This is a genomic window from Pedobacter nototheniae (assembly GCF_004335085.1).
Taxonomy (GTDB): domain Bacteria; phylum Bacteroidota; class Bacteroidia; order Sphingobacteriales; family Sphingobacteriaceae; genus Pedobacter; species Pedobacter nototheniae.
In genome coordinates, this window is record NZ_RQRS01000025.1 from 1 (window position 1) to 13,301 (window position 13,301).

At 35.9% G+C, this 13,301-nt stretch carries 9 protein-coding genes; 7 read left to right on the plus strand and 2 right to left on the minus strand.

From position 1 onward, the window contains the following. Nucleotides 1–177 precede the first annotated feature (177 nt). A complete protein-coding gene (locus EHC72_RS18720; RefSeq protein WP_131539240.1) occupies nt 178–1,221 on the plus strand; it encodes a ferredoxin--NADP reductase in 1,044 nt (347 codons plus the stop codon). A gap of 55 nt (nt 1,222–1,276) precedes the next feature. Here EHC72_RS18720 and EHC72_RS18725 read toward each other — a convergent pair whose 3' ends face one another. After that, a complete protein-coding gene (locus tag EHC72_RS18725) occupies nt 1,277–1,480 on the minus strand; it encodes a hypothetical protein (RefSeq protein WP_131539241.1) in 204 nt (67 codons plus the stop codon). Between the two features lie 492 nt (nt 1,481–1,972). Between EHC72_RS18725 and uvrA the strand changes: the two genes are divergently transcribed. The 6 genes from uvrA to EHC72_RS18755 all read left to right on the plus strand — a co-directional run bounded on the left by uvrA (nt 1,973) and on the right by EHC72_RS18755 (nt 11,877). Then, nucleotides 1,973–4,897 (plus strand): excinuclease ABC subunit UvrA, encoded by a 2,925-nt coding sequence (gene uvrA, locus EHC72_RS18730; RefSeq protein WP_131539242.1) that lies wholly within the window; start codon nt 1,973–1,975, stop codon nt 4,895–4,897. Between the two features lie 111 nt (nt 4,898–5,008). Beyond that, nucleotides 5,009–5,776, plus strand: coding sequence for a TatD family hydrolase (locus tag EHC72_RS18735; RefSeq protein WP_131539243.1), 768 nt, complete (start codon nt 5,009–5,011; stop codon nt 5,774–5,776). Nucleotides 5,777–6,013: 237 nt separating this feature from the next. Beyond that, the gene (locus EHC72_RS18740; RefSeq protein ID WP_131539244.1) at nt 6,014–7,030 is read left to right on the plus strand and encodes an asparaginase; all 1,017 of its coding nucleotides are present in this window, start codon (nt 6,014–6,016) and stop codon (nt 7,028–7,030) included. 178 nt (nt 7,031–7,208) lie between these two features. After that, on the plus strand, nt 7,209–8,621 hold the full coding sequence (locus EHC72_RS18745) for an MBL fold metallo-hydrolase (protein ID WP_131539245.1): 1,413 nt from the start codon (nt 7,209–7,211) through the stop codon (nt 8,619–8,621). A gap of 60 nt (nt 8,622–8,681) precedes the next feature. Beyond that, nucleotides 8,682–9,677, plus strand: a complete 996-nt coding sequence (locus EHC72_RS18750; protein WP_131539246.1) for a YpdA family putative bacillithiol disulfide reductase — start codon at nt 8,682–8,684, stop codon at nt 9,675–9,677. An 898-nt stretch (nt 9,678–10,575) separates the two neighbouring features. Then, complete coding sequence (locus EHC72_RS18755) at nt 10,576–11,877, plus strand: esterase-like activity of phytase family protein (protein WP_211660335.1); 1,302 nt, start codon at nt 10,576–10,578, stop codon at nt 11,875–11,877. A gap of 387 nt (nt 11,878–12,264) precedes the next feature. Here EHC72_RS18755 and EHC72_RS18760 read toward each other — a convergent pair whose 3' ends face one another. Then, nucleotides 12,265–13,257 (minus strand): alpha/beta hydrolase, encoded by a 993-nt coding sequence (locus EHC72_RS18760; RefSeq protein WP_131539247.1) that lies wholly within the window; start codon nt 13,255–13,257, stop codon nt 12,265–12,267. Between the last annotated feature and the right edge of the window lie 44 nt (nt 13,258–13,301).

Consider the following 13,301-nt stretch of genomic DNA (forward strand, 5'->3'; position numbering starts at 1 on the left):
TGGACTGGCATAAATCTCAATTATTTATACTTAAATATCTGAAATTCAATACAATAAAACAAATTTTAAAACTTGAAAATTGAATCTTTTATCAACAAAAAGAGGTTGCCTTTTTGAGACAACCTCTTTTTTTATGATTCATATTTTGCGTTGCTAATTTTTTTTATTTTTGAAAAGATGTACAAACTGAAAATAGATAAAATCATTAATCAACCGGGAGAGAACATAACTTTTCAATTAAAACCTGTAGAAAAAGAGTATCCAAAATATTTAGCTGGTCAGTTTATTTCATTAATTTTTCAAGGGAAGCATAAAGAAATCAGGCGTTCTTATTCCTTTAATAGTTCTCCTGATGCTGATGAACCATTATCAATTACTGTTAAAAGAGTAGAAAATGGTGAAATATCCAGGCTTTTGCACCATAAAACTGCGGTAGGTGATGTGCTTTTGGCGCAAGAGCCACAAGGTATGTTTAGTTATGTGCCTGATGATTTAGAAAAAGATGTTTTTTTATTTGCAGCAGGTGTCGGGATTACTCCATTATTTTCCATCTTAAAAACAGCATTAGTTACCGAAAAAAAATCGCTTATTACTTTAATATATAGCAACAAATCAAAAGAAGATACCTTATTTTTTGATGAACTAAATGATTGGCAACTAAAATATCCTGAAAGATTAAAAATTATCTACGTTTTTAGCAATAGCAAAAATTTAATGACTGCTAGGTTAAATAAATTTTATATTGAGCGTTTGCTGAAAGAAAATTTAAAGTTTAATCGCAATAATGCCCTTTTTTATACCTGCGGACCAATTATTTATATGGATTTGTGTAGGATTACTTTATTGGGAATGGGCTACGATATTAAACAAATTAAAAGAGAAACTTTTGTGCTGCCAGAAGATGAAATAGATGAAGACGACGGCTCTGCAGAAAAGGTGGTCGATAAAAATACTTATTCAGTTATTTTAAAGTTTCAGGGCGAAAAATACCATTTGGATATTCCGTGGCCTAAAAGGATATTGGATGTAGCACTTGAGCATAAAATAAAGCTTCCTTACAGTTGTCATGCTGGTATGTGCAGCACTTGCGTAACCAATTGTACAAAAGGTGGTGTGCGCATGGATTATAATGAGGTGCTTACTGATGATGAACTTGCAAAAGGAAGGGTTTTGGTTTGCACCGGGCATCCTACAGAAAATGAAACTACTTTAGAGTGGTAGTTTAATAAAATATAAAAAGCAAATAAGGCTGCGATCACATCGCAGCCTTATTTTTTTATTGGTCAATTAATACTGGATGACATGGATCAGGATTGTTGGGATCATACAATACTGGGCATGGGTTTTCAACGCAGTTTTTTTGAAGGTAATTTGGTCCGATACAAAAATCGTAGCAGATTGGGCACAGCGGATAATAAGTTTCAAGGCCGCCCATAATGTTTTTCATTTCGTTGCGGGAAAGGGATTTGTTGGTTTTCATAAATTAAGTTAGCGTTTAATGTAAGTTGTTATAAATCTATTAATTATAACTTAAAAATACGAGTGCTTCTTTAAATAATTCAATTCTTAGTTTGTTGGTTTTCTTCCTCAACGGTCCAATAGTCATTTTCTTTAATGCTAATTTTATTGCGGCGATAACTCTAGAATAAAAAAGTTTGAAATAATGATTGCTGTTGTTCTGGCTGTAAACCTGTTTATACTGTTTATTACATTTCTCTAAAAACACAAAACCGTTAGCTCATTAATAGCGTTATTATGGCTTACTAGCTGCAATATTCATTTTGAAAATCGGGTTAGATATTAGGGTTTTGATGTGGTGGATAGTCTCACTAAAAATAAGCCTAAACATTATGACATTGAAACCTTAATAATGATTGGTTTAGACTTTCAAATTGATAAAATTTTTAGCAATTTTGCGGATTGGAATTTGGTTTGTTTTTGAAGCCTAATTCCTCAAATTTTTTTAAAATATATGAGCAAAGAATCTATAGATCTTGGAGAGCAAAAAGATGTTGAAGTTTACGGTGCCAGGGTACATAATTTAAAAAATATTGATGTTAGTTTTCCCCGCAATCAGCTAGTTGTAATTACTGGTTTAAGTGGTAGCGGGAAATCTTCATTAGCTTTTGATACCATTTATGCTGAAGGACAGCGGAGATATATGGAAACTTTCAGCGCTTATAGTCGCCAGTTTATGGGCGGCATGGAGCGTCCTGATGTAGATAAAGTTTCTGGTTTGAGTCCGGTTATTGCCATTGAGCAAAAAACCACCAGTAAAAATCCTCGCTCTACCGTAGGTACAATTACCGAGATTTACGATTTTATGCGATTGCTTTATGCACGTGTTGCCGATGCATACTCTTACAACACAGGGGAGAAAATGGAGCGCATGAGCGAAGATCAGATTTTGCAAAATATCTATAATAAATTTGATGGCGTAGCCGTAAATATCCTTGCTCCGGTAGTTAAGGGCAGAAAAGGGCATTACCGCGAACTTTTTGAGCAAATCCGTAAGCAGGGTTATGTTAAAGTACGTGTTGATGGTGATATAAAAGATATTACTGCAAAAATGCAGGTCGATAGATATAAGATTCACGATATTGAAGTCGTAATTGATCGATTGATTGTTGATCAGAAAGATAAAAAACGCTTGTTAGATTCCTTACAAATTGCCATGAAAATGGGCAAGGGTGTAATTAAAATCAGCGATAAGGATAATAATGTAGCCCATTTTAGTAAGTTTTTAATGTGCCCAACAACGGGTATTTCTTACGATGAGCCACAACCCAACAGTTTTTCTTTTAACTCACCTTACGGCGCCTGCGAGCGTTGTGATGGCTTAGGGTACATTTTCGTGGTGGATAAGGAAACCGTTATTCCAAATCCAAAGCTTAGTATTTTAAACGGTGGCTTAGCGCCGCTTGGCGAATACCGCGATACCTGGATGTTCCAGGTGTTAAAAGCGTTGGCAAAAAAGTATAGTTTTTCTTTATCTACACCGATTGAAAAATTGGGCGATGATGTTATTAATATTATCCTAAATGGCTCTAACGATTTAATTAACGTAGCGGTTGAGTATAATAAATGGAACGTTCAAAATTATAATATCACGTTTGATGGCATTATTAAAATGCTTGAAGAGCAAAATGAAAAAAGAGGCGAAGGTGCGGTTGATGATATGGAATCTTTCCGAAAATTAAAAACCTGTCCTGAATGTAATGGCGCCAGATTGAAAAAAGAAAGTTTGCACTTTAAAGTTGATGGAATGAATATTTTCGACCTCGCCTCTATGGATGTAAACCATTTAAGATCTTGGTTTGAAGATGTGGATCAACGTTTAACCGAGCGCCAGAACATTATAGCAAAAGAAATTTTAAAGGAGATAAAGGCACGTATTGGTTTTTTAACCGATGTGGGTTTAACTTATTTAACATTAGATAGAACAGCCAGAACTTTATCAGGAGGGGAAGCACAAAGGATTCGTTTGGCTACGCAAATTGGTTCGCAGCTAATGAATGTGATGTATATTTTGGATGAGCCAAGCATCGGATTACACCAAAGGGATAACGAACGTTTAATTAATGCGTTAAAAAACCTTCGTGATTTAGGCAATACCGTTTTGGTGGTAGAGCACGATAAAGACATGATTTTGGAAGCCGATTGGGTAATTGATATTGGTCCGGGAGCAGGTATTCATGGCGGAACGGTTGTTGCCGAAGGCACAGCTCAAGATATTCTTAAATCTAAAACATTAACAGCCGCTTATCTTAATGGAAAGAAGAGAATTGAAACGCCTAAAACCAGAAGAAAAGGTAATGGACATAAATTATCCATCATTAAGGCTACAGGACATAATTTAAAAGAAGTTTCTGTTGATTTTCCATTGGGGAAATTTATTGCTGTAACGGGAGTTTCGGGAAGTGGAAAATCAAGTTTAATTACCGAAACGCTGTATCCTATCTTAAATCATCACTTTTTTAGAGCAAAGAAACAACCGCTTCCTTATGAAAAAATTAGTGGTTTAAAGGAAATTGATAAGGTAATTGAAATCGATCAAGCACCAATTGGCCGTACGCCACGCTCAAATCCTTCAACTTATACTGGCGTTTTCTCTGATATAAGAAACCTGTTTGTGCAATTGCCAGAAGCGAAAATTAGAGGATACAAACCAGGGCGCTTCTCTTTCAATGTAAAAGGTGGTCGTTGCGAAACTTGTCAGGGAGCAGGATTAAAAGTTATTGAAATGAATTTCTTGCCGGATGTTCAAGTTCCTTGCGAAGAATGTGGTGGTAAAAGATATAACCGCGAAACACTGGAAGTTCGCTTCCGTGGCAAATCAATTAGCGATGTTTTGGATATGAGTATTGAAGATGCTTGTGTATTCTTCGAAAATATTCCAATCATTTACAGAAAGATTAAAACTTTAAAAGATGTTGGTTTAGGCTATATCACCCTGGGTCAATCATCGGTTACTTTATCAGGAGGGGAGGCGCAGCGTGTTAAACTGGCAACAGAACTATCTAAAAAAGATACTGGAAAAACATTCTATATTCTGGATGAGCCAACAACAGGTTTACACTTTGAAGATATTAATGTATTGCTGGGCGTATTAAACGAACTTGTTGATAAAGGGAATACCATTTTGGTTATTGAACATAATTTGGATGTGGTTAAAGTTGCCGATTGGGTTATTGATCTTGGAGAAGAAGGCGGTGCAGGCGGTGGAAGGATTTTATTTGAAGGTACGCCTGAAGGCTTAATCCAAAACCCAATTAGCTTAACTGGAAAGTTTTTGAAAAAGGAAATGGAAGATGGTCAAAAGCTAGAAAGCGAATTAGAAAATCAAAAACCTGAAAAGAAAGTAACTAAAAAAACAAAGAAGGCAGTTGAAAAATAAATTGTCAATGTTAAGTTCGAAGCAGTCATAAGGCGTTAAAAGAATCTACGTTTGTTAAAGATTGTTTCTTGCCCAAAACCTTGTTTCAACCAGCCATTATTTATTAAAAAAATGATTTTTACCGATACTCATACCCATATATATTACGAGCAAGATGCTGAAAAGCAAGCACAACTGATAGAGCGTTGTTTCGAAAACGATGTGAATCGCTTGTTTTTGCCGAATGTAGACGTAGCCTCAATTGCAATGATTGATGATTTGGTAGCCAAACATCCCAATAACTGCTTTGCTATGGCTGGGCTTCACCCTTGTGATGTTAAAGAGGATTATTTAACACAACTTGAGGAAATTTATAAAAGCATTGAGGGACGTAAAATATATGCAATTGGAGAGATTGGAATAGATTTATATTGGGATAAAACAACGTTGGCTATCCAACAGGATGCTTTCCGCAAACAAATACACTGGGCTAAAAATTTAGGTTTGCCTATCGTAATTCACTGTCGTGAGGCTTTTGATGAAGTTTTTGAACTGTTAGAAAGTGAGCGTGATGAAAAACTTCGAGGCATTTTTCATTGCTTTACCGGTAACATTGAGCAAGCCAAACAAGCCATCGATTTAAATTTTTATTTAGGTATTGGTGGTGTTGTTACTTATAAAAAAGCGGGTTTAGATCTTGTGCTTGCCGATGTACCTTTGCAGCATTTAGTTTTGGAAACCGATTCTCCTTATTTGGCGCCAGTTCCCTTTCGTGGTAAACCAAATGAAAGTAGTTATCTAATTTATGTAGCTCAAAAGCTTGCGGATATTTACAACGTTTCTATCGAAGAAATAGCAAGTGTAACGACAGAAAATTCAAAGAAAATTTTTGGAGTTTAAGTTTCTTACATAATCGCTATACTAAACTTGCTGCAGCACATTTCATATAGTTAAGCTACTTAAATCAGCTTCAGATAATGGTTTGTTGATTTATTATAAATGCAAAATTATATAACATTTATTATTGAATTTGTAATTTAATGATCTTTTTAGCTGTTTTTGTTGTTAATTTGAAAATTAAGCTTCATCATTTATATTTTTTTAGTTTATTTGTGCTGAGCAACTTCACTAAGCCAAATGACCAAAATTTTAATAATTTATACCGGTGGCACAATCGGTATGGTAAACGATCCAGTTAAGGGAACTTTAGTGCCCTTTAATTTTGAACAAATCAAAGAAAATGTTCCCGAGCTAAAGCGGTTGGATTATCATTTGGATGTGCACTCTTTTAATCCTGTTTTAGATTCGTCAAATATGGATCCCGAAATATGGAAAACCATTGCACAACTTATTTACGATCAATACGATCATTATGAAGGTTTTGTAATTCTTCATGGTTCTGATACGATGGCGTTTACAGCTTCTGCATTAAGTTTTATGCTCGAAAACCTGAATAAACCAGTCGTATTAACGGGTTCTCAACTTCCAATTGGAGAAATTAGAACCGATGCAAAAGAAAATTTAATTACTGCATTGGAAATTGCTGCAATGAAAAAAGGTGGCAAATCTTTTGTTCCAGAAGTTTGCATTTATTTCGATTCACAACTTTTTAGAGGAAATAGATCTATTAAATACAATTCGGAAAAGTTTGAGGCTTTTCGTTCTCCAAACTATCCAATTTTGGCAGAGGCAGGCGTTCATTTAGAGTTTCATAAAAACTTTGTACTTAAAAATTCGGGCGAAGCCCTTAAAATAAATACCAATTTCAATTCTAATATTGGCGTTTTAAAATTATATCCAGGTATAACGCCACAAGCAGTAAAGGCTATAACACACTCAGAAGTTGATGCAATTGTTTTAGAAACCTTTGGATCAGGCAATACTACAACTGCGGAGTGGTTTATTGATTGTTTGCAACATGCCATTACAAGTGGCAAAATTATAGTAGATATTTCTCAATGTAAAAAAGGTTCGGTTCAATTAGGACGTTATGAAACCAGTAAAAAACTGCAACAAATGGGCGTTTTAAGTGGCTATGATATGACTTTTGAAGCTACCGTAACTAAACTTATGTTTGTAATGGGACTAAATTTATCCATTGAAGAAAGTTGTAAATTAATGGAGCAATCGCTGCGAGGCGAATTAACACACTAAAACTGGTTAAAATAGTGCGTTAAGCTTTATTCAACTATACTTTCATTAAGTAAAACTTCTGCAATTATGACGAAAGTCATTCCGGTTGTAAGTATTTAGCCCTATTTTTGCTTGCAAAGGTTAAGGAGATGAAGCGTAAACTGTTTTGCCCTTAATTGTTGATACAGATATTCATAAAATGAAAATAGAGCAAATATATACTGGCTGTTTAGCTGAGGCTGCATATTATATAGAAAGTAATGGTGAAGCTGCAATTATTGATCCACTGAGAGAAGTTGGTACCTATTTAAAAAAGGCTGAAAAGGCTAATGCAACGATCAAATATATATTTGAAACACATTTTCATGCAGATTTTGTATCCGGTCACGTTGATTTAGCTGAAAAATCGGGTGCAGAAATTGTTTACGGTCCTACAGCAAAAACAGCCTTTAAAGCACACATTGCTAAAGATGGCGAGCAATTTAAAATAGGAGCCCTAACCATTACCGCTCTTCATACACCGGGGCACACGCTTGAATCTACAACTTATTTATTAACAGATGAAAACGGTAAAGATCACTGTATTTTTAGTGGTGATACCCTTTTTATTGGTGACGTTGGCCGACCAGATTTAGCTCAAAAAGGAAACTTAACGATGGAAGATTTAGCAGGTATGCTTTACGATTCGTTAAATGATAAGATTAAACCCTTGGCAAATGATATCATTGTTTATCCGGCTCATGGCGCAGGCTCTGCATGCGGTAAAAGTATGAGTAAGGAAACTTTTGATACTTTAGGCCATCAAAAGGAAGTAAATTACGCTTTAAAAGCAGCAACTAAAGAGCAGTTTATACAAGAAGTAACGGATGGGATTTTGCCACCACCGCAATATTTTGCTAAAAATGCCGCCATTAATAAAGGTGGAGTAGAAAGTATCGATGAGGTTTTTGAAAAAGGATTAAATGCTTTATCTCCTCAACAATTTGAAGATACTGCAAACCAAACTGGAGCCATTGTACTTGATACCCGCGATCCTCAGGTTTTTGCAAAAGGCTTTATTCCAAACTCAATAAACATTGGGTTAAATGGGCAATTTGCCCCTTGGGTTGGCGCTTTAATTACAGATTTGCAGCAGCCTATTTTATTAATTACTGATGAAGGTAAAGAGCAAGAAACCATTACCCGCTTAACCCGTGTAGGTTATGATAGCGCCATTGGTTATTTAGATGGTGGTTTTGAAAACTGGAAATCGGCTAATAAAGAAGTTGATAACATTGAATCTATCTCGGCTGATGCCTTTGAACAAGTAGTTAACAATGGAGAAATTACAGCGCTTGATGTTCGTAAACCTGGCGAATATGAATCCGAACACTTAGAATTTACATTAAGTCGTCCGTTGGATTACATTAACGACTGGACAAGCGAAATTAATTCAAAATCTACTTATTACATTCACTGTGCTGGCGGATATCGTTCTATGATTGCCGCTTCAATTTTAAAATCTCGTGGTGTAGAAAACGTGATTGATGTTGCTGGTGGCTATGGCGCAATAAAAAATACAGGCTTAAAAAGAACCGATTTTGCCTGTCCAAGTAAGGCAATGAAAGTTTAATGCTATCGATATTGCAAGTAACGAAGTAATTTTATTTACAACGATAGGAAATAAACTCTAATGTTAAACGAACAGAACACGCAATTCGATGTATTAATTATTGGTGCTGGCCCCATAGGGATGGCTTGTGCAATTGAAGCACAAAAAGCTGGCTTAAGCTATGTTATTATAGAAAAAGGCGCATTGGTTAACAGTTTGTATAATTATCCGGTGTTTATGACTTTCTTTTCCACTTCTCAGAAACTAGAGATTGGTGGTGTTCCGTTTGTAACTATAAGCCCTAAACCTAACCGTAACGAAGCCGTAGAATATTACCGACGTGTAGCTGAGAAATTTAACCTGAATATTAATTTATTCGAAAGGGTAAACCAGGTTAAAAAGAACGATGATGGTATTTTTGAAATATCAACAGCAAAGGCAAATTATAAAGCAAAGCACGTAATTGTTTCAACAGGTTTTTACGATGTTCCCCTGTTGATGAATATTCCTGGTGAGGATTTGCCAAAAGTAACCCATTATTATAAAGACCCACACTTATATGCGTTTCAAAATGTTGTGGTTGTAGGCGCAAATAATTCGGGTGTTGATGCCGCTTTGGAAACCTATCGAAAGGGTGCAAATGTTACCTTGGTAGTGAGAAGCGGAGAACTTGGTCCTCATGTGAAATATTGGGTTCGCCCAGATATTCAAAATAGGATTAAAGAAGGAGAAGTTATAGCACATTTCAATTCAGAACTTATTGAAATTAGAGAAGGTGAAGTTGATATCAAAACTCCAGAAGGAATTAAAACAATCAAAAATGATTTCGTTATCGCAATGACGGGTTATCAGCCTGATTTTAGCATGCTAAGAAAATTTGGTATCGATTTACCAGAAAGCCTTTGCCCGGTTTATAACGAAGAAACCATGGAAACCAATGTAAAAGGGTTATACCTTGCTGGCGTGGTTTGTGGCGGAATGGATACTCATAAATTATTTATAGAGAACTCTAGAGTGCATGCCGAAATGATTATGAAAAATATGGTGTCAAGTAAAAAAGTTGGGGAGCGTAATTAACTATTAGCTGCTAATTGTTTTTGTTAAGTTTTGGTTATTCTCGTTAAATATTAGAATTTGGAAATGAACGCTTCGATTGGCATGGCAATTTAAGCCCTGTCTTCCGCTGTATCCCGATAGAAAAAATCGGGGATGCCGCTGCACTCAGGTTTAGGAACGGAGAACAAACCTTTGTATCTAAACCCGGATCTGAGTGAATGCCACCGATTCTTTATCGGGGCAGTAACGGGAGCGGGACTACAATTGCCAAGTAATACCGTCTGTTCATTTCCAAATGAAACATATTAATTATTTGTAAAGCAAGCCTGTGGTTCTTCTAACGATCAGCTATAAAAATTAAAAAACTATCATTATATCGCATTGAGCAATAATTATTAAACTCAGGCTAATAGCTTGGATTTAATACTTAATAGGCTCTATTAATACCTAATAGATTCAACTTCTACCTGTGATCGGTGTTATCACCGTACCATCTAAATGGTGATCTAAGTATCCTGTTTACATTAGAAAAACTTTTTGCATAAAATCGCCTCTCCAGAAAATTGACCTGACCCAAAATATGCTCAATACATAAAACGATACAACGAGATTGTTTAAACTTAGAAACTGTTTAGATCTTGTCTAAATATTTTACTCCGTCACCCTGAATTTAGTTCAGGGTCTATTTTGGCAGGAAAGATGCTGAAATAAATTCAGCAGGACGATCGACTCAGCTAGTGGAGCTAAAATTGTTCAATATGAATAAATACTAAAAGGAACTCAGGTTATTAAACAACTTCAATCATTAATTTAATAAATATTTAATACACCTCGGTATAAACTTTAACAGTACGGTAATATAGCCTGGATAATTTTGTTCCATTCGGATTAAAATAACCAAATGCTAATTATCTACTAAATGAAAAGAAATTTATTGTTCGGCATAATGTCGATGCTAGCTATAATAAGCGCATGCAGAAAAAGTAACTCAGGTGAAATCCCCAAACAAGAAATCAGTTATCCGGCAATGGCCGAGGCATCAGATCCTAAGGTTTTACTTGAAGCTTCGAACGGCGTAAAAGTTTACAACGGAGGTTTTGGCTCTGCGGTTGCGGCTGATCCAGCCTCGCCAGATGTATTTTATATGCTAACAGATAGAGGTCCAAATGCCGATGGAACTGCAAAAGATGTAAAAGTATTCGGACTTCCGGATTTTGCGCCTCAAATTGGAAAATTTCGTTTAAAAGATGGTAAACTTATTTTAGAACAAACCATAGAATTAAAAAATGCCTCAGGTGTAAAGCTTAATGGGTTGCCAAATCCAGTAGGCTCAGGTTCTACAGGAGAAATTGCTGTAGATTTAACAGGCAAAACCTTAACACCAAGTATTGATGGTTTGGATCCTGAAGGGATGGTGCGTTTAAATGATGGTAGTTTTTGGTTAAGTGACGAATACGGGCCGCATTTATTGCATGTTGATGCAACAGGAAAAACCATAGAAAGAATAAATCCTTACGGTAATGGAACAGGTGGAAGAAGTATTCCGGCTGTATTTACCAAAAGAAAAGCCAATCGGGGCATGGAAGGCTTAACCATTACACCTGATGGAAAAACTTTGGTAGGTATTATGCAATCGCCTATGCAAAACCCAACAACTGCGGCAATGAGTGGTTCGGTTGTATTAAGAATTTTAACTTTCGAAATTGCAACTGCTGCAACCAAACAATATGTTTATCTAATGGATAATGCCTCTTTAACGGGCGTTAGTGAAATTGTTGCTATAAACGCCACTACCTTTTTAACCATCGAAAGAGATGGCGATTATGGTGGTGCACCTACATCACCAGCGACTTTTAAAAGGGTATTTAAAATTAACTTATCTGGTGCAACAGATGTATCTGATGCCACAAATGGTGCCAATGGAAAACTTTACAACGGTAAAACAGTAGAAGAATTGAAAGATCTTGCTGGACTAACCTCAGCAGGCATTGTTCCTGTTTCTAAATCGCTTGTTTTAGATTTGTTAAAAGATTTACCCTCTATTTACCCACACGATAAAGCAGAAGGCTTAGCTTTAATTAATGGGAATACATTGGTTATTTCTAACGATGATGATTTTGGTGTTGTGCCAGGTGCCAATGGTTCATTTGCTCAAAAAATACTTCCACTAACTAATACTGTTGATAGAAACAGACTTTATTTTGTTAAGATAAAACTGTAGAGTTTTTTAACTCAGAAGCAATGCTTTACACAGAAGAAGTTTTTTGTGTAAAGCCTTGTTTTTTGTACAGACTTTTGTAGCTAAACCCGATCTTAATGAATGCCCCGATTCTTTATCGGGCAGCAATGGGAGCGGGGCTACAATTTGCTAAGCACTACAAGCCGTTCATTTCCAAATAACGCTTAAAAAGAAAGGCTTTTTGGAAAGCGGAGTCAGCAACTCTATTGAAACATTGTTCCTGCTTTCCGCTATATCCCGATGAAAAATCGGGATGCCACTTCAATACAGGTTTAAAAACATTATTTAGCGTAATAATTGCCCGCAAATAATACCGAGTTGCATAGAAAAAGTTTTTTGTGTAAATCCATTTTTTAAACCGCTTCAAGTTTACCAAATAGGGATTTTTAACTGATTGCCGACAAAACTCTCTATTGCTTTTTCTACCGAAGGTAAATCTTTAGAAGTAATATAAGATCCTAATACATGATTGCCGCCATTAGGAATTGCAACTTTACGTTTCAGGTTTGATGGCGTTCCAAGGTCATCGTACATTTTAAGCATGGCATCTATACGTACGACAGGATCTTGTTCTAACTCGTTTTTATAGTAATAAATCATTAAAACTGGTTGTTTAACTTTTTCGAAAACACGTTTTGTCATGGTGGTTTCTACCAACTCTTCAAGTTCCACCACAGATTCCAATCGGTAATTTGTATACCAATATTTTTTATACTCTTCGGTTCTGCCTTCAGTTTTACGTTCATCACTTCCGGTTACTGTTCTGGCAATTTGTAATCCCCATGGATCATTTAATAGCCACGCGTTTTTATCATTAATTGCAACATTTGGCGAAATCAAAATCAGGCTATTAATCTCAGGAAAAGTAGCAGCAAGTTTAATTGCAACGGTTCCGCCGGTTGAAGTACCTACTAAAATTACCTTTTTGCCTAATTTCTGTCCAATAGCATACGCCTGCTTACTCGTTTCCCAAAGCCTATCTGCGGTAAGATATTGCATTGGTGCAATGGTATCAATGCCGTGATCTGCTAAACGAGCCAGGTAAAGATTGGCTTTTAGTTTTTTAGCAAGATTTAAATGAACAGGATTTCCCTCTGTTTTAGAGGCAGAAAAACCGTGTAAATAAACAATTGCATATTCTGTTTGCTGGTGCGAAGAATCAGCCCAAACAATTTCTGCCTCATTTCCAGGTTTAATTTTATGAAGACTCTCTATAGATTTAACGTAGTTTTCAAGATCTTTAATTTCGGGAACTTTAACTGGAGTTTCATTGTAAATTGGCTTCTTAGGCTTAGGTCCTGCAAAGTAAGTACCGATTATTATAACCGAAAGACCCAGCAGGATTTTGTAGCGTTTTTTCATTTGAGGAGAGATTGTGTTTTCAAAACTTTGAAGTACGATTGAGC

Excerpts from the sequence above, each read along its gene's own strand:
- EHC72_RS18720 (WP_131539240.1), top strand. The coding sequence starts at position 178 with ATGTACAAACTGAAAATAGATAAAATCATTAATCAACCGGGAGAGAAC.
- EHC72_RS18725 (WP_131539241.1), bottom strand. The coding sequence starts at position 1,480 with ATGAAAACCAACAAATCCCTTTCCCGCAACGAAATGAAAAACATTATG.
- uvrA (WP_131539242.1), top strand. The coding sequence starts at position 1,973 with ATGAGCAAAGAATCTATAGATCTTGGAGAGCAAAAAGATGTTGAAGTT.
- EHC72_RS18735 (WP_131539243.1), top strand. The coding sequence starts at position 5,009 with ATGATTTTTACCGATACTCATACCCATATATATTACGAGCAAGATGCT.
- EHC72_RS18740 (WP_131539244.1), top strand. The coding sequence starts at position 6,014 with ATGACCAAAATTTTAATAATTTATACCGGTGGCACAATCGGTATGGTA.
- EHC72_RS18745 (WP_131539245.1), top strand. The coding sequence starts at position 7,209 with ATGAAAATAGAGCAAATATATACTGGCTGTTTAGCTGAGGCTGCATAT.
- EHC72_RS18750 (WP_131539246.1), top strand. The coding sequence starts at position 8,682 with ATGTTAAACGAACAGAACACGCAATTCGATGTATTAATTATTGGTGCT.
- EHC72_RS18755 (WP_211660335.1), top strand. The coding sequence starts at position 10,576 with ATGAAAAGAAATTTATTGTTCGGCATAATGTCGATGCTAGCTATAATA.
- EHC72_RS18760 (WP_131539247.1), bottom strand. The coding sequence starts at position 13,257 with ATGAAAAAACGCTACAAAATCCTGCTGGGTCTTTCGGTTATAATAATC.